This is a genomic window from Arthrobacter sp. H14 (assembly GCF_000520495.1).
Classification (GTDB): Bacteria; Actinomycetota; Actinomycetes; order Actinomycetales; family Micrococcaceae; genus Arthrobacter_C.
This window is the reverse complement of the sequence record NZ_KI914704.1, coordinates 34,172-50,085: the sequence shown is the minus strand read 5'-3', so window position 1 is coordinate 50,085 and position 15,914 is coordinate 34,172. Positions and strand designations below refer to the sequence as shown.

Here is a 15,914-nt window from a genome sequence, read left to right as displayed (position 1 = left end):
GCCGCGGACGGCGACGACGAAAACAAGCCGCTGACCAGTGCCGCCAGTGCCCTGGGCCGCGTCCTGCCGCAACGGACCCTGACGGTGACATACCGGAGTGTCGACGAGGATCTGGTGCAGCATCTGAGCCAGTCCTTCTACGATGGGATGTTGTCACGTCTGCCGGACGGCCATGCCGCTGCCGGTGCCAGGCGTTCCCTTGTGGTTGAGTACCTGCCCAATGGCACCGGGATGCCAAGTGCCGGCCAGGATGCCGTCGAAAGCGTCGTGGCTGAAGTGAACCGGGTGGTCGACCTGGTCTTTGAACACGCCCGGCGGCAACCGCGGCAGTCGCTCGCTGTCATTACGGCGAGCAAGCGGCACGCCGGACGCGTTGCGGAGGCGATACGGATGCAGATGCCCAACTACCCGGCCCTGACGGACTTCTTCAATCCCGGTGCAGAGTCATTCCGGGTGGTTCCGCTCGAACGTGCCTCGGGACTGGTGCGCGACAGCGTCATTTTCTCGCTTGGTTTCGGCCGTACACCGCACGGGCGGGCACTGCACAGCTTCGGACCGCTGTCCGGACCCTCCGGCAGTGGACGGTTCATCACTGCTATGACCCGTGCCCGTTCCAACCTGCACATCCTGACGTGCTTCAAGCCGCAGGACCTGGATCCGTCCCGGCTCAGCCACGGTGCGCTCGACTTCTACGAGCTGATCAACCGCGAACTGGGTGGTTCGGCAACCGTGTCGCCGGATACGGCCACTGCGGCGGAAGGCGGCCAGCCGCGGGATCTGGCTGATGATCCGCTGGTCGCCGATCTGGTGGACCGGCTCCGGAACCGTGGTGCCAACGTATGGCACCATTACGACGGCATAATCGACATTGTCGCTGCCGCCGACCCGCTGCAGCCGCCGGTGTCACCCGGCCGGGACACCGAGTTGCCCAGGCCGGTCGCGATCGAATCGGACGGCACGGAAAAATATGGGCAGATGAGCGTGCGCGAACGCAGCCGGCTCCGCCCGCAGATGCTTGAGCGCCTCGGCTGGCGGTACATGCCGCTGTGGACCATCGAGGTCTTTACGGACCCCGTGGCATGTACGGACCTGATTGGTGCCCACCTCGGATTGGACGCTCCCAGCGGCGATGCGGTCAGCGATTGGTGGGACGAAGACAGCTCTGAGCCGGATGATGGGAGCGATATGGACAACGAACCAGGCCGGTCGCCCGCGGACGGCGACACCGAAGATGGCAGCGACGCCGCGCCCTCGAACGGAACACCGCAGGACGCTGGCGACGGCACGGGAGCCAGGACCGGGAATTACCGCGATAATGGCTGGGTACTTCCCAACAAGGCGACCGAAGATCAGGATTCGTCCTGGGGCGGAAGTGAAGCGTCCGATCACGACCAGTGGCTCCGGGAGCAGAAACCGCCGCACTGGGGATAGACGCATCGTGGACGGGTGAAGCGGCAATGGTGGATAGCCGGTGCCATGTGGCCCGACCATGACGAGGGAGACTTTTCCGCGGGCAGATGCTCCTGCCAGTGATTTCGCCTGGCCGGGGGCGGTGGCTATGACGACGAGTCCTTCCGCGTCGCTGGTGCCAAGCCAGCCTCCACCGCTGCCGGTACTGCTGCCCTGTGCAGCACTGCCTGCGGCCGATGTCCAGAGAACGACAACGTCTTCGGCGGCTGCCTCGGTTTGGACGGCCCGTTCATATCCGTTACCGGTGCTGACGACAACATTGACGCGTTCTCCTGGCCGGATCAGCTTCACAGTGCCCGGGTCAGTGACGCGTAGGGGAACGGCCACTGTTCCTGGCGGTGCACCGATCAGCAGGCCCGGTCCCAGCAACGCCGCGTCGGTCAGGATTTCGCCGCTGCGGACCGGCGCTCCCAGTTGTTTTCCTATGAGTTGCTCGACTGAGTTGTAGGCCGAGCCGGGCGCTATTCCAGGCGGAACGTCGGCAAGAGTCAAGGCCGAAGGTCGCAGCACCTGTCCGGCGGCCAGGTCACTTCCGGCGACCACAACCTTGACCCGGGCGGCATCGGCCGGCGTCAGTTGATGGACAGCCAGGCCCGCGGCACAACAAAACAGCAACGCGGCGAGCAGGCGCCGGTTACGGATGACCCAGCGGGGGATGGCACCGGATGGCTGACCTGTCGAGGCCCGCCGTGGGAGCCGGGATGTACTTGATCGTCGGAACATTCCTCCACGCTAGGCACCCGGCACTCAAGGATGAATGGCGCGGGCGGGGAATGTGGATACTCCACGGCTGGCGCTATCCGGTGGAGGACGAGTGGCGGCTTAGCTGGAGGCGGACTTGGCGGAGCCTGCTCCGGCACCGACCGGCGTCGACGAAGAGCCGGAGGAGCTTGAGTCTCCGCTGCCGGAGGTGCTTGACCCGGAACCGGAATCAGCTGACTTGGAGCCATTGCTTCCGGCATCCGTGGTTCCGCTGCCATTGGTGGAACCGGAATCCTTCTTTGCCGCCGACGTCGACGTTTTCGCGTCGCGTGAATCATTGCGGTAGAAGCCCGAACCCTTGAAGACGACACCGACGCTGTTGAACTTCTTGCGCAGCGAGCCGTCGCATTCAGGGCAGGAGGTCAGCGAATCCTCGCTAAAGGACTGATGGATGTCGAACGCGTGGTCGCAGTCCTTGCAGGCGTAGGCATAGGTAGGCACGGTACTTCCTTCACTTCTGTGCAGCGGTCTTCAAGCACCGCACACCAACAACAGTGGCGGGAACTTCGAGCGGGGACATTAGTCCCACATTGGCACTCTCGGTTTCCGAGTGCTAATTCTACACTGTTTTAGTGGTGCTTTCGTGCCACCGATCCGGAGTAAAGACACCGTCGACCGGGATATCCAGCGGGGTGAAGTCGAATGCACCGGCCGTCAAAAGCTCATGATCATAGACGACGGCGGCAGTGAGCGGCTTCCGCTGGACCTGCGATAACGAGGCAAGGAACCTGTCGTAATAGCCTCCTCCTTGACCCAGCCTGTTTCCTGCTGTGTCGGCCGCCAGCGCGGGCAGCAGGACGATGGCGACATCCTCCATGATCTGTACCGTTTCCCGCTCGCCTACGGGCTCCAGCACCGGCGCAAGACTGCTCCGCACCAGCTCGGTTCCCGGCGTCCACCGGATCCAGGCCAGCTGGTACTGCGGTTCGCAGACAGGCAGCAGCACCGAGTATCCGGCGGCTTCCAGCCGGTCGAGTAGAACATCAGTTGAAAGTTCGACGCCGACACCCAGGTACGCTGCAACGGTGACGGGTCCGCCGTCGTACCTTTGATCCAGCCAGCCGAGAACTTGTTCTGCCAGCGAAACCGCAGCCGTTTGTCTGTCGTCCCCCGACATTGACCGGCGCCGGTCGCGAAGCCGCCGGCGGGAGTCCTGCTTGGAACTTCCGGTGTACGTCATCTTTTCCCCATCCGTGAAGCGGCTTAGTGCGTTCGATTCTCCTTGGGTTAGCCTAGACAAATGAGCACAGAATCGTCAGCCGCAGATGCTTCACCAATCCATGCACCGGGCCAGCACAACGTCCGCAAGGCCGTTATTCCGGCCGCGGGACTAGGAACGCGTTTCCTTCCCGCCACCAAGGCAATGCCGAAGGAAATGCTGCCCGTGGTGGATAAACCCGCCATCCAGTATGTCGTCGAAGAGGCTGTACGGGCCGGGCTCGAAAACGTTTTGATGATCACCGGGCGGAATAAGCGGCCGCTGGAGGACCACTTCGACCGGGTGCCGCTGTTGGAGCAGACCCTGGAACAGAAGGGCGACACCGAACGCCTGGCCGCCGTCCGGGAGGCTTCCGAATTGGCGGACATCCACTATCTTCGGCAGGGTGACGCCAAAGGACTGGGCCACGCGGTACTGCGCGGGAAGCTCTATGTGGGCGATGAACCGTTTGCAGTCCTGCTGGGCGACGACCTGATCGATGAACGCGATGAACTGCTCAGCCGCATGATCGAGGTTCAGGCCAAGACGGGCGGCTCTGTTGTCGCACTGATCGAGGTTGATCCCTCGGAGGTCAGCTCCTATGGCTGCGCCGACATCTCAGCAATTGATGGCGAGGATTACGTCAGGATCAACGAGCTGGTGGAGAAGCCTGCACCGGCCGATGCACCCTCGAACCTGGCCGTTATCGGCCGCTATGTCCTGCACCAGTCGGTTTTCGGTGTGCTCGAAAAGACCGGGCCGGGCCGTGGCGGGGAAATTCAGCTTACGGACGCGTTGCAGACCCTGGCGAATTCCGAGGGCGAAGGATCCGGAGTCTACGGCGTTGTCTTCCGTGGCAACCGGTATGACACCGGCGACAAACTCAGCTACCTCAAAGCAGTGGTGAAACTGGCTTCCGAGCGTGAAGACCTGGGACCGGACCTGCGGGCCTGGCTCAAGGAATTTACCGACTCGGGGGCCTAGAAACGCCTTCGGCATGCGCGGGACAAGCCGCTGGCCGGTAACGCTTACCTGCGGAGATCTGATTCTGCGGCCCATCCGCTACCGTGACCAGCGGCAATGGGACGAAGTGCGCCGCAGAAACGCCGCATGGTTGACCCCATGGGAGGCGTCCAATCCGGCATCCGGTGGCTATTTGCCCACATTTACAGAGCTGGTTCGTTATCTGAATCAGCAGGCTCGTGCAGGAGTGGCGCTGCCGTTCATCATCGCGGAACGGCGGCCGGGACACAGCAAGCCCACGCTGATTGGCCAGCTCACCGTCTCCACCATCGTGTGGGGATCAGCCATGACGGCGACGCTGGGATACTGGGTGGACCGGGACCGTGCCGGCAGGGGAGTGGCGCCGACCGCCGTCGCCCTTGCCACCGACCACTGTTTCAATGCTCTGGGGCTGCACCGGATGGAAGTGAATATCCGTCCTGAAAACAAGGCCAGTCTCCGGGTGGTTGAAAAACTCGGGTTCCGTGATGAGGGAACGCGGATGAACTATCTGCATATCAACGGCAGCTGGGCAGACCACCGCAGCTTCGCTCTTACATCGCAGGAAGTCCCGCCGGGCGGCCTGCTCAACCGCTGGCTCACCATGGGACCCGTGCAGTAGGAAAGCAACAGAAATCCAACAATCCAGCGTCAGTATTCCGACACACCGGCACTAATACCGCCAACGGAATGTTTTAGCTTCTACGGTTTTGTACGTGGACATCTCACTTAACAGCTCAGCGATCCTTGTGATCATTGTGGGGCTCTGGCTGGTGTGGGTCGTCCCGTATTTTCTGCGGCGCCAAGAGAGTCCAACGATGCAGGATTTGGCTCTCGCCCAGGCAATGCCCGCGGTCACGTCACCCTCTCTAACGGAGGACTCCAGTTCTCAGGGGAACATCATGGAAAATACTTCAAATCCCACACCTTCCGCCAAGCCAGCCTCGTCAAGTCCCAAGGCAGAAAGCGTCAGCGGCAACGACGTCGGGAGCGGCGCCGGTGCGAAGTCCACGGGCGGCTCCACGGCCGCATGCGTCCCGGTTGAACGCCCGGGGAGCACGGTTGCAGGCAAGGCCACGGCTCCCGCCTTCAAGATCCGCTACGGCCGCACGGCACTGGCCGTTGTAGGACTGGCGGCACTGTTGACTGCGGTCATCGCCGGCGCCCTGAGCCTGGCCGGTATCGCAGCCGTCTACCTGCCGATCGTGTCCTTCCTGGTTGCCTTGGCCAGCGTAGCCGCCTTGAGGGCACTGGCCCTGCGCGACCGGAGTAAGCGGTCAGCCCGCCGGGTCGATAATGCGTTCCGTGAGGCGATGAATCCCGGAACGACCGCGGCACGTACCGCCCCTGCGGCGAGACCGGGCGCGGCCAAGCCTGCCCACGAGCCCACCGTCACCAGGGCTCCCGCGCCGAAGCGCGATACTAAACTTTTCGACGCCGAGAACGTCAACGGCGAGGCCGGAGAGGGTAAAGCCGAGGCCAGCAGCAGCACCAGCGAAGCCAAGCCCGGACAGGCACCGCTCACGGCGGAAGACCTCCGCAAGGCTGCCTTGGCCGTCGCCGAAGAGTCCGGTGAAGCACCGGCCGAACGGCCTAAGCCGGCTGAAGAACCGAAGCCGACATGGCAGCCGGTTGAGCTCCCGAAACCCAAATACGTTGAGTCGGCCAAGGCAGACCGCCCGGTCCCGGAGCCGCTGGACCTGCCCGCCGAGCCGAAGCCGGAGGGCAAGCCGTCCATCAAGTCCGGAGCAGTGGCCCCCAAGGTTGAGGTCAAGGTCAGCCAGGACAAGCCAAGTGATGCTGAGAACGCATCATCGAAGCAGGGTACGACGTCCAAGCCGGAGAACGCCCAGCCGGGCACCGGGCTGAACAACCTGGACGACGTCCTGCAGCGCCGCCGGGCCTAGAAGTACCCACCGGCCCCATAAGTGCCGGATAACATGGCCTGATGCAGATGCACCCTGATCCGCGCCGGTACAGCAATCGTGGCCTGGCCATCACGGGTGGTTCCTTACTGGTCGCGTTCGGGGTCCTCGCCCTGATGGCCGCCCTTGGCAGTGGACCTGCGGTATTCCAACCAGTTGATGCTGCCTGGTACGGCTTTATTCAGGAGCATCGGAACCAGTTCTTGCTTCAGGTCTCACTGTTGCTGGGTTGGCTCGGCTACGACGGGATCTTCATCTTCCAGGGTGTGGTCTTCCTGCTGTTGCTGAAAAATCACCTGCAGTGTGCCTTGTTCGCCGCCGCCTCCACCATCAGTGTGTTGCTCACGAGCCGATTGACGAAGTTCATCGTCGATCGTGCCCGGCCGGAGGGGCAACTGGCCGGTACTCATACTCCTGCGTTCCCTTCCGGGCACACGACGGCGACAGTTGCCGCCGTCGTCGCCGCTGGTTTCATCTTTACCCGGGTCTGGATCTGGGTGCTCGGCGCCTGCTTGGTTGTGCTGGTGATGGTCAGCCGGACGTACCTGCAGGTGCATTGGCTGTTCGACACGGTCGCCGGACTATTGCTTGCGGCGGGCATTGTCACCCTGCTGTGGATATGGTTTCAAACGAAATGCGCGCCGGATGGCGGCGGCAGGCATGAGGTGGATCCGTCAGTTTGACCGCCAGGGGCGCAACTACGGCGGATAGACTTCGACTGTGGAACGCATATTGGTGGCCGGTGGGACCGGCTTGGCCGGCCGGGATGTCGTTGCTGAAGCTCTGCGGCGCGGGTATCAGGTGCGGGTCTTGAGCAGGAATATTCCAACTCCGGATCAACAGGCTTTCCGTCACGGCGCGGAGTACGTCCGCGCCGACGTCGTCTCCGGAGAAGGCCTGAGCCAGGCGTTGAGCGGGGTCGACGTCGTTATTGACACGCTGGACGGCAGGACCGGGAAAGCGCGTAAATTCCTGTCCACGGGAGCGGCGAACTTGACGGCCGCTGCCGCAGGAGCCGGCGTTAAACGGGCGGTGCTGCTTTCGATCGTCAACGTTGATCAGGGACCGCTGGCGTATTACCGGGCCAAGGCCGCGCAGGAGAGGGCCTACAGCGATTCCGCAACGAACACGGTCATCGTGCGTGCGGCCCAGTTCCACAATCTCGTGGCCGGTATCGCCTGCGCGGCTTCGAAGGCGCGGTTGTTCATCTCCCTCCGCGGGGTTTCCTTCCAGCCGATCGCCACGACCGACGTCGCACGGGCGCTGCTGGACGTGGCGACAACTGCCGAGCTGCCCGACGGCGGCATGGTGACCGTCGGAGGACCGGACGTCATCCCGATGCGGGAGGCCGCCGAGGCCTGCAGGGAGCACGCAGGCGGGAAGGGACGGATTGTCACGGTTCCGGTGCCTGGATCGGTCGGCCGGTTCTTCAGGGAAGGGCGGATGCTGACGCCGGGAGACCCGTTCGGGACGGTGAAGTTCAAGGATTGGCTGGAGCTTCAGCCAAGGTGACGGCCGAGGGGGTGATGGATTTGAACGGGATGCGGAAACGGTGCTCAGGACGTTTCGAGCCGGGGCGATGCCTCCAGCAGGTGCTGGGTGTACGGGTGTTCCGGGGCGGTGAAGATCTGCTCCGAATTGGCCTGCTCGACGATCCGGCCGCGCTGCATCACGGCAACGTGGTCGCTCATGTGCCTGACGACGCCTAGGTCGTGGGAGATGAACAGATAGCTGAGGCCGAATTCGCGCTGCAGCTCGTCGAGAAGGTCCAGCACCTGCGCCTGGATCGAGACGTCCAGCGACGATGCCGGCTCGTCGCACACAACAATCCGCGGTTCGGGTGCCAGGGCACGGGCAATCGCCACCCGCTGGCGTTGACCTCCTGAGAGGTTCCGGGGCCCGCGGGCTGCAATTGTGACCGGCAGGCCGACCATATCCAGCAGCCGGGCGGTTTCAGCCCGGCGGGCGCCGGCGCGCACGGTGCGTCCGCGGCTGACGGCATCAGTGAGAATCTGTTCCACGGTCATACGCGGGTCGAAGGAGCTGAGCGGATCCTGGTAGACCGCCCCGATCAAGGGGCGCCGCCGTCGTCGTTCCTTCTCGCTGATACCGCTCCACGGCTCGCCGAACAGCCGCACATCGCCGGCGTCGGGAACCGCCAGGCCGAGCGCCATACGCGCCACCGTAGTCTTGCCCGAGCCTGATTCACCGACCAGCCCCAGAGTACGGCCGGCGGAGAGGGTGAAGGAGACGTCGTCGACGGCGGTAAACGGGCCGTTGCTGGTGGGGAACCTTTTCGACAGGTTGGTGGCTTCCAAAACCGGTTCAGCGTCCGAACCGCCTGAATCAGCCCTCGGAGGATCAGCGCGGTCGTGGACATGGAGCGATTCCGCGGAGAGGCGTGTGCCCCGGGGATGGCCGGAAGGAACTGCCTGCAGCAGCCGTTTCGTGTAGTCATGCTGCGGATCGCCGAGTACGGAGGCGGTTGGCCCCTGCTCGACGATGCGCCCGCCGTTCATGACCGCCACCTGCTGGGCAATCCGGCTGACGACCGCGAGATCGTGGCTGATCAGCAGGAGCCCGGTGCCGGCGCCCCGGAGGGATTCCAGCAGCTCGAGGACCTGCGCCTGGATGGTGGCGTCCAAGGCTGTTGTCGGCTCGTCGGCGATGAGCAGCGGCGGGTTAAGCGCGATAGCCGAGGCGATCAAAGCCCGTTGCCGCAATCCCCCCGAAAGTTCACCCGACCGCTGGCCAGCCCGGAGCACGGGATCGTCCATGCCGACGTCGCGCAGCAGTTCGAGGACGCGTGCCTGGCGGTCGTTCCGACTCAAGTTGGTCCGCAGCCGCAGGGCATCGTCAATTTCGCGGCCAACGGTGCGCAACGGGTCGAGGGAGACCAGCGCATCTTGCAGGACGAAGCCTATATCCTTGCCGCGGACGCCGCGCCACTGACGCGGATTCAGGTCCTTCAGGCTCCGGCCGCCCAATGCCATAGCGTCGGCGCTGACGTGCGCGGATTCGCCGGCCAGACCCATCAGCGCCCGGGCGGTGACGCTCTTGCCGGAGCCGGATTCGCCGACCAGGGCCAGGCATTGCCCGGCGGCGATGGAGAAGGAAACGTCCTTGACCACCGGCCCGGCGCCGAATCCCACCGTGAGGCCGTCGACCCGGAGCAAGGCGTTATGGCCGCTGGTGATGGCCGGGGGTTCTGACAACGCGCCGTCGTCGCCGGCGCCGGGCCGCACACCTTGGGGATGCCCGCCGTCGTCGTTCTTCCGCCAAAAAACACCCATCAGCGCACCGTCCTGCGCTGCAGCCCGCGGCCGAGCACTGTGCTGGCCGCGGCCGTGAAAACGATGAACAGGCCGGGGAAGAACGTCATCCACCACGCGGTGGTCAGATACGTCCGTCCGGCGGCAAGCATAGCGCCCCATTCGGCGGCAGGCGGCGGTTCGCCCAGTCCCAAAAAGCTCAGCGAAGCGGCCCACACAACGGCCTGGCCCAGTCCCAACGTGGCGATCACGAACACCGGCGACAGGGCGTTCGGCAGCAGATGCCGGCGCACGACCTGGGCGCGTCCGCGGCCCAGGACGACGGCGGCTTCAACCATGCCGGAGCCGCGGACCTGGATGATCTGGCCGCGGATAATCCTGGCGTATCCGGGCGCAGTCGAGAGTCCGACCGCGACCGTGGAGGTGACCACGCCCGGCCCGGCGATGGCGATGAAGACCAGCGCGAGCAGCAGGCCGGGCAGGGCAAAAAGAACTTCCAGCAGCCGTCCGACGCCGAAGTCCAGGACGCGTCCGCCGAGTCCTGCCAGCGAGCCCAGCGCCAGGGCCAGACCGACGCCGATCGCCGTCGCCGCCGCTCCGATCAGCAGCGAGGGCCGCGCCCCGAAGATCACCCGAGAGTAGATGTCGCGGCCGGATTCGTCTGTGCCGAACCAGTGCTCCAGCGACGGTCCCTGGAACGCATCCGGGGGATTGATCGCGAGCGGATTGTAGGGCGCCAGCAACGCGGGAAACGCCACAGCAGCCAGCAGGGAAAGCACGACGACGCCGGCCAGCATCTCCGGGACCGTCACCTTCAGGCGCGTGTGGGCAGAGGGGCCGGGGACCCGGCGTCGAAAATTGGCCATGATGGTCACGACCCACGCACCCTGGGGTCCGCAATCCGTTCGGCAAGGTCGCTGAGGGCCATCACCAGCACGTACGCCAGGGCCGAAACCAGGGCAACGCCGGTCACCAACGGGATATCGCGGAGGGTGACCGCATTGAGCAGTGTCCTCCCGAGTCCGGGGCGGGCGAAGATGGTTTCGACGACGACGGCGCCGCTGATCAGCGAGCCGAAGGCCCAGCCGGAGAGGGCGATACCTGGAATGGCGGCATGGCGCAGTGAGTGGCGGAAGAGCACGCCACCTTCCGTTTCGCTGCGTGCCCGGGCCGAGAGTGCGAATGGCGAGGTGGTGGCGGTGAGCATCGACTCCCGCATCACCTGCCCGAGGAATCCGGCCAATGGCAGCGCCAGGGTCACCACGGGGAGGATGAGTCCCTCGGCGGAACCAGTGTTCACCGGCGGAAGCCAGCCCAGGTTGATACTGAAGAGCAGGATTAACACGCTGGCGAGCCAGAAGTGCGGCACGGCGGCGCCGACAATCTCCAAACCTGACGACACCAGGGACGCGCTGCGCCCGGACAGTGTGGACCAGGTGGCCAGGCCGAGGGCGACAACCCAGGCCAGCACGAGTGAGAGCAGGGCCAGGGTCAGTGTTGCAGGGAGCTGTTCGCCAAGCAGGGAGGAGACCGGCATCCGCAGCGAGTAGGAATTGCCGAGGTCGCCCTGGACCAGCCGTCCCAGCTGGGCGAAATACTGCACCACCAACGGCTGATCGAGCCCGTATTCGGCACGGACCTGCGCCAGAGCCTCGGCCGAAGCCTGCGACCCCGGCCCACCAAGGATCGCCTCAGCAGGATCTCCCGGAATCATCCGGATACCGAAGAAGATCAGCGTGGTGACGGCCCACAGCACAAAAGCGGCGCCCAGCGCCTTGGCCAGTAACCAGCGGGCGGCTGCTGCCAGCCGCCCGCCAATGCCGGCCGGACGCGTCACCGATTGAGCCACACGTCATAGAACGTCGGCGTGGAAACGGTCGGCAGGGCGCGGAGGCCCTCGACGCTGGAGCGGTACAGGAAGTGGTTCTGCTGGTCGTAGAGCGGCAGGATGTAGTAGCCCTCCAGGATCAGTTTCTGTGCTTCCTCATACAGGGCGGCGCGCCGTTCAGGATCCGTTTCCCGGCTGGCTTGTGTCAGCAGCTTGTCCAGTTCCGGATTGTCGACCTGGGCGAGGTTGGCGAAGTAGCCGCTGGGAGCGGGAACAATCCCATCCGAGTGGTAGAGAATCCGCAGCACATCAGGGCCGACCTTGGTGTACGGGGCGCTGACCAGGTCATAGTTATTCTGCGCCAGTGCGCCGTACCAGCTGGACAGATCCAGCAGGTTGAGGTTGATCTCGATGCCGACTTCCTTGGCCGTGGCCTGGATCTGCTCGAACAGGGACACCTCGGCCGGAATCGACTGATTGGTGCTCACAGGGAATTCGAGGCTCAGGCGCTTGCCGTCCTTGACCCGGTAGCCCTGGGCGTCGCGCTGGTCCCAACCGGCCTTGTCCAGGAGCCGGTTGGCTTCCTCGGGGTCGTAGGTGAACAACTTCGGGTCCTCGTAGCCGAGCTCTTCGACGCTGGACAGCGGAGAGTAGGAACGTTCGGCGGTGTCGAAGAACAGGCTGGAAATGCCGGCGTCGACATTGGCCGAGTGAGCGAACGCCTCACGGACCAGCGGGTCGTTAAACGGTGGCTTGCTGGAATTGAGTTCAATCCGGTTGGAAGCCCCGGGCCGCGGAGCATTGAGGTGCTCAATGGAGTCGTTCTTCCCGGCGGCGGCAATGGTGTCCGGCTGGGCATTGTCGATGACGTCGACCTCACCCGCCTGCAGTGCGGCGTAGCGCGACGCGGATTCCGGAATGAACCGCCAAGTGATTGATTCCAGGTAGGCCGGGCCCTTGTGACCGGCGTCGGCGGGCGGGGAGTTGTAATCCTCATTGCGGACCAGGGTGATCGAGTTCTGCTTGACCCACTCGTCAACGATAAATGGACCGGTACCAACCGGCGACTCGCAGTTCTCCGCCTTCGAGCGTTCCAGGGCGGTGGGTGACTGGATTGCGAGCCACGGCTGCGAGAGCGACTCCATCAACGCGCTGTCCGGTTCCCTCAGGTTGAGCCGGATGGTGTATTCGTCAACGATTTCGGTGCCGGTAACCTTTTCCAGGGCCAGGAACCCGGTGGAGGACGCGGTCTCGGGGTCCTTCAGGTGTTCAATGTTCGCCCGGACAGCTTCCGCATTCAACGGCGTTCCGTCGGTGAACTGTACGTCGTCGTGCACCGTGATTGTCCAGCTCAGGCCGTCGTCGGCCTCTTCCCAGTCGGTGGCGAGCCAGGGGATGATCTTCCCGTCGTCGTTAAGTGAGACCAGTGGTTCGAGGTACTGGGTGGAGACGAGCGCCTGCGGGTAGTTTCCGCCGACGTGCGGATCGAGGCAGGTGGGTTCAGCGTCGCCCGTCGCGTACACGAGGTTGCCGCCGGATACCGGCGTCTGGCTGGTCTGGTTCGATTCGGGCTCTGCCGTGCTGCAGCCGGTCAGCAGCAGGGCGGCAACGGAAACGGCGCCCACCGCCGTCGAAAACCGTGCGCGGGCAGGCCTGGGGGGAGTGGACATAGCTCATCATCCTGAAAATGCTGGGGGAACAGCGGGCCACGGTCATCGGGGCTGCTGCGGGCCGAACGGCTCTTCCTTACCTCCAAACTCTAGAAGTGTTCGACTGCTGGTCCAAGTTGTATGACTTATTCAGATGAGAAAGCTCTCATGTGTCGCTCATACGGCCATCATGCTGCCCTGTTCAAATGGTGCTATGGAAAACTCGCGCCTCAAGGCATTTCCTGGGGAAGAAGCCGATATCGCCCTGCTCGAAAGCGCCGCGATGCACACGCCACTGCAGCTCGCACTGGAGACAGCGGGCCTGCGGCTGACCAGTTGGAAACTTGTCCAGACCCATCACCGGCCCCATGCGGGCGTCACCGCAATCTACGAAACTGTGCACGTCAATGCGGCGGGGGACGCCGGAACAGACTTTGTCTGTGCGACGACGGGAAAGGTGCCGGCGACGACGACCCCGGTGGTCCGGCTGAGCGCTCCTGCGACAGCTGATCGGACCGAGGGTGGCGAACAACCTGAATTGATCCTGTGGCGCCACCCGCTCGATCCGCTGCTGCCCGGACTGGCCTGGGCCTGTGATTCCGCCGCCGTCGCCGACGCGGTTTTCGGAAAACCCGGAGCAGATGTCCAGTTGCGCACGATCGGCTACCGTCCGATGCGCCGGGCGGTCATCGCAGCCACTTTCGAAGGCGAGGAAGCCTTCCTGAAGGTCGTCCGGCCCGGACGTGCCGACGTGATGCACCGGCGGCACCGGATGCTCGCCGAAGCGGGGATTCCGGCCCCGGAACCTTACGCCCCGCCACAGCACGACGTCCTGGCTCTCCGCAAGGTCACTGGCACACCGCTGGCGCAGGATCTGCTGGATAACGGCGCAATGGCCATGGCGCCAGAGACGCTGATTGACCTGCTCCGGCGTATCCCCGCGCAAGCCATGGAGCTGCCTGCCCGTCCTTCGTGGGCCAGCCGGGCGTGCGACTATGCGATGGCAGCGGCCGCAGCCCTTCCCGCCGAACGCAGCCGGATCATGGACGTCGCCGCACGGATCATGGGTCTGCTGCCCTCGACCGATGCGGGACCGGTGGTGCCGAGCCACGGCGATTTCTATGAGGCGAATCTGCTGGTCGACGGCGGTGAGGTCACCGGGCTTCTCGACGTCGACGCCGTTGGTCCTGGCTTGCTTGTGGATGACCTGGCCTGCTTCATTGGGCATCTGGCGGTGCTGCCGGCCGTCGATTCCTGCTATGTGCGCGTGCCGGCTGCCATGCAGAGATTCCTGGCAGGTTTTGACACCGCAGTGGATCCTGCAGGACTCCGGATCCGGGCTGCCGGCGTTGCTCTGTCCCTGATCGCGGGCGCCAAGCGCAACGGTACTGATGACTGGTATAGCGATGCGCTCGGACGACTGGAGGCAACGGAAAAACTGGCCGAGGCCGCCGTCGGAATTGCCCGTTATGACGATTCTGAGAACTCTCTCATCCCCGGCTCAAAGACCTCTCACATTGAACCGGCATTCTAGATCTATCAGCAACCAGCTGTTACCTGAAAGGAAAGATCATGAATAAGCGAAACATCTGGATCGTCACCGGATCACTCGGCGTCGTCGCACTTGGCGCAACCGCAGCTGCTGCTGACTACGGCCAGATGCAGACCAACCTGGGACCGGCAATCATCCAGACGGGAACGCAGGCAGCGGAACGAGGCTCGGACGACAGCACGAAGGTTGTATCCGCCGGGAATTTTAATTCCGATGACTGGATGGTGAAGGCATCCTCCGGGAACACAGCCAACACGCCCAATACGCCTAATACGCCTAACACGGCGAATACACCGAACACTGCTCCCTCCCCGGTCAGTGCGCAGTCGGCCAACACGCCGAACACCCCGAATACACCAAACACGCCAAACACGCCAAACACGCCGAACACGCCGAACACGCCGAACACGCCGGCCTCAGCTCCGACCGCCGTTTCAGCCGTATCTCCGTTGACCCCGCCTTCAGCGCCGTCACCGGTATCGGCTCAAAGTGCACAGTCAGCTCCCAGCGCTGGCTAAGGCGACTAACCCCCTAAGTCGCCGCCAAAAGGGCGGGCGGACCGTTTCCCCAGCGGCCCGTCCGCCTTCTTTGTGTCGACCGCAAGTTACCCCAGGTCCTGGGGAGCCGATGCAATCTACTCGGCAACAGGCGTTGTATCCACCCGCGGATACGCACACATATTGTCGAGTGAATTCGTAAAGCGCTGCATACGCACACATATTGTCGAGTAGATTCTGGATGCGCTGGGAAGAGCGATATCAGCCTGCTGGTGCGGCATCCATGTCCATCCGAAGCCCCGTGGCCCCGCGCGGTCTTCGGTAGACAACGAGACCTCCAGAGACGAGGAACCGAAGCGAACCTATTCGCCGTCGACCAGCCGGTATCCCATGCCGCGGACGGTGACGAAATGCGCGGCACCGAGTTTGTTGCGTAGGTAGCGGACATAGACGTCGACGACGTTGGATCCGGGGTCGAAGTCGTAACCCCACACGCGGGACAGCAGTTGCTCGCGGCTGAGGACTTGGCCGGGGTTGCGCAGAAACGCCTCGGCCAGCGCGAATTCACGGGCGGAGAGGTCGACTTCCCGTCCTTCGACGGCGGCCCGACGGGTGCGCAGGTCAAGCTTGAGTTTGCCGTGGGTAAGCGTGGTGGTTTCACCACTGTTGCCATCGACCCGCAACCGCAGCCGGATCCGCGCGAGAAGCTCCTCGAACCGGAACGGCTTGGCCATATAGTCGTCGGCGCCGCCTTCCAGT

Annotated in this window: 15 protein-coding genes and 1 pseudogene; 7 read left to right on the top strand and 9 right to left on the bottom strand. The window is 64.1% G+C overall.

Annotated elements, in window-relative coordinates; translation table 11 throughout:
- Nucleotides 1–1,431 (top strand): putative endonuclease domain-containing protein (locus Y707_RS33050; protein WP_503487613.1); only part of this gene is annotated, 1,431 nt, incomplete at its 5' end.
- Between the two features lie 48 nt (nucleotides 1,432–1,479).
- Here Y707_RS33050 and cpaB read toward each other — a convergent pair.
- The 3 genes and pseudogenes from cpaB to Y707_RS28245 all read right to left on the bottom strand — a co-directional run.
- Nucleotides 1,480–2,193, bottom strand: a pseudogene (cpaB, locus tag Y707_RS33595) (Flp pilus assembly protein CpaB); the annotation flags it as partial.
- A gap of 99 nt (nucleotides 2,194–2,292) precedes the next feature.
- Nucleotides 2,293–2,673 carry an FmdB family zinc ribbon protein gene (locus Y707_RS0121205; RefSeq protein WP_026536529.1) on the bottom strand — a complete coding sequence of 127 codons (381 nt, stop codon included), beginning with the start codon at nucleotides 2,671–2,673 and terminating at the stop codon, nucleotides 2,293–2,295.
- A 118-nt stretch (nucleotides 2,674–2,791) separates the two neighbouring features.
- On the bottom strand, nucleotides 2,792–3,412 hold the full coding sequence (locus tag Y707_RS28245) for a 5-formyltetrahydrofolate cyclo-ligase (RefSeq protein WP_035783089.1): 621 nt from the start codon (nucleotides 3,410–3,412) through the stop codon (nucleotides 2,792–2,794).
- Nucleotides 3,413–3,472: 60 nt separating this feature from the next.
- On the opposite strand from Y707_RS28245, the gene galU reads away from it, so the two are divergent.
- The 5 genes from galU to Y707_RS0121175 all read left to right on the top strand — a co-directional run bounded on the left by galU (nucleotide 3,473) and on the right by Y707_RS0121175 (nucleotide 7,869).
- Nucleotides 3,473–4,414, top strand: coding sequence for a UTP--glucose-1-phosphate uridylyltransferase GalU (galU, locus tag Y707_RS0121195; RefSeq protein WP_051442284.1), 942 nt, complete (start codon nucleotides 3,473–3,475; stop codon nucleotides 4,412–4,414).
- A gap of 13 nt (nucleotides 4,415–4,427) precedes the next feature.
- A complete protein-coding gene (locus Y707_RS0121190) occupies nucleotides 4,428–5,054 on the top strand; it encodes a GNAT family N-acetyltransferase (RefSeq protein WP_026536527.1) in 627 nt (208 codons plus the stop codon).
- 280 nt (nucleotides 5,055–5,334) lie between these two features.
- Complete coding sequence (locus tag Y707_RS0121185) at nucleotides 5,335–6,339, top strand: hypothetical protein (RefSeq protein WP_155853245.1); 1,005 nt, start codon at nucleotides 5,335–5,337, stop codon at nucleotides 6,337–6,339.
- A gap of 41 nt (nucleotides 6,340–6,380) precedes the next feature.
- Nucleotides 6,381–7,040 (top strand): phosphatase PAP2 family protein, encoded by a 660-nt coding sequence (locus tag Y707_RS29295; protein WP_051442282.1) that lies wholly within the window; start codon nucleotides 6,381–6,383, stop codon nucleotides 7,038–7,040.
- 37 nt (nucleotides 7,041–7,077) lie between these two features.
- Complete coding sequence (locus Y707_RS0121175) at nucleotides 7,078–7,869, top strand: SDR family oxidoreductase (protein WP_026536525.1); 792 nt, start codon at nucleotides 7,078–7,080, stop codon at nucleotides 7,867–7,869.
- Between the two features lie 44 nt (nucleotides 7,870–7,913).
- Here the strand turns inward: Y707_RS0121175 and Y707_RS0121170 are convergent, their stop codons facing one another.
- From Y707_RS0121170 to Y707_RS0121155, 4 genes are all read right to left on the bottom strand, one after another.
- Complete coding sequence (locus tag Y707_RS0121170; RefSeq protein ID WP_081745067.1) at nucleotides 7,914–9,650, bottom strand: dipeptide ABC transporter ATP-binding protein; 1,737 nt, start codon at nucleotides 9,648–9,650, stop codon at nucleotides 7,914–7,916.
- On the bottom strand, nucleotides 9,650–10,426 hold the full coding sequence (locus tag Y707_RS0121165) for an ABC transporter permease (protein WP_442853319.1): 777 nt from the start codon (nucleotides 10,424–10,426) through the stop codon (nucleotides 9,650–9,652). The genes Y707_RS0121170 and Y707_RS0121165 overlap by 1 nt, the downstream gene beginning before the upstream one ends.
- 74 nt (nucleotides 10,427–10,500) lie before the next feature.
- Nucleotides 10,501–11,466 (bottom strand): ABC transporter permease, encoded by a 966-nt coding sequence (locus Y707_RS0121160; RefSeq protein WP_081745066.1) that lies wholly within the window; start codon nucleotides 11,464–11,466, stop codon nucleotides 10,501–10,503.
- On the bottom strand, nucleotides 11,463–13,127 hold the full coding sequence (locus Y707_RS0121155) for an ABC transporter substrate-binding protein (RefSeq protein ID WP_026536521.1): 1,665 nt from the start codon (nucleotides 13,125–13,127) through the stop codon (nucleotides 11,463–11,465). The genes Y707_RS0121160 and Y707_RS0121155 overlap by 4 nt, the downstream gene beginning before the upstream one ends.
- Nucleotides 13,128–13,320: 193 nt before the next feature.
- On the opposite strand from Y707_RS0121155, the gene Y707_RS28235 reads away from it, so the two are divergent.
- The gene (locus Y707_RS28235) at nucleotides 13,321–14,640 is read left to right on the top strand and encodes a phosphotransferase family protein (RefSeq protein ID WP_081745065.1); all 1,320 of its coding nucleotides are present in this window, start codon (nucleotides 13,321–13,323) and stop codon (nucleotides 14,638–14,640) included.
- 115 nt (nucleotides 14,641–14,755) lie between these two features.
- Here the strand turns inward: Y707_RS28235 and Y707_RS28230 are convergent, their stop codons facing one another.
- On the bottom strand, nucleotides 14,756–15,067 hold the full coding sequence (locus Y707_RS28230; protein ID WP_035783086.1) for a hypothetical protein: 312 nt from the start codon (nucleotides 15,065–15,067) through the stop codon (nucleotides 14,756–14,758).
- Between the two features lie 450 nt (nucleotides 15,068–15,517).
- Nucleotides 15,518–15,914: winged helix-turn-helix domain-containing protein (locus Y707_RS30270; protein WP_035783084.1), on the bottom strand; the 397-nt coding region annotated here is incomplete at its 5' end.

Excerpts from the sequence above, each read along its gene's own strand:
- galU (WP_051442284.1), top strand. The coding sequence starts at position 3,473 with ATGAGCACAGAATCGTCAGCCGCAGATGCTTCACCAATCCATGCACCG.
- Y707_RS0121185 (WP_155853245.1), top strand. The coding sequence starts at position 5,335 with ATGGAAAATACTTCAAATCCCACACCTTCCGCCAAGCCAGCCTCGTCA.
- Y707_RS29295 (WP_051442282.1), top strand. The coding sequence starts at position 6,381 with ATGCAGATGCACCCTGATCCGCGCCGGTACAGCAATCGTGGCCTGGCC.
- Y707_RS0121190 (WP_026536527.1), top strand. The coding sequence starts at position 4,428 with ATGCGCGGGACAAGCCGCTGGCCGGTAACGCTTACCTGCGGAGATCTG.
- Y707_RS0121155 (WP_026536521.1), bottom strand. The coding sequence starts at position 13,127 with ATGTCCACTCCCCCCAGGCCTGCCCGCGCACGGTTTTCGACGGCGGTG.
- Y707_RS0121165 (WP_442853319.1), bottom strand. The coding sequence starts at position 10,426 with ATGCTGGCCGGCGTCGTCGTGCTTTCCCTGCTGGCTGCTGTGGCGTTT.
- Y707_RS28235 (WP_081745065.1), top strand. The coding sequence starts at position 13,321 with ATGGAAAACTCGCGCCTCAAGGCATTTCCTGGGGAAGAAGCCGATATC.
- Y707_RS0121170 (WP_081745067.1), bottom strand. The coding sequence starts at position 9,650 with ATGGGTGTTTTTTGGCGGAAGAACGACGACGGCGGGCATCCCCAAGGT.
- Y707_RS28245 (WP_035783089.1), bottom strand. The coding sequence starts at position 3,412 with ATGACGTACACCGGAAGTTCCAAGCAGGACTCCCGCCGGCGGCTTCGC.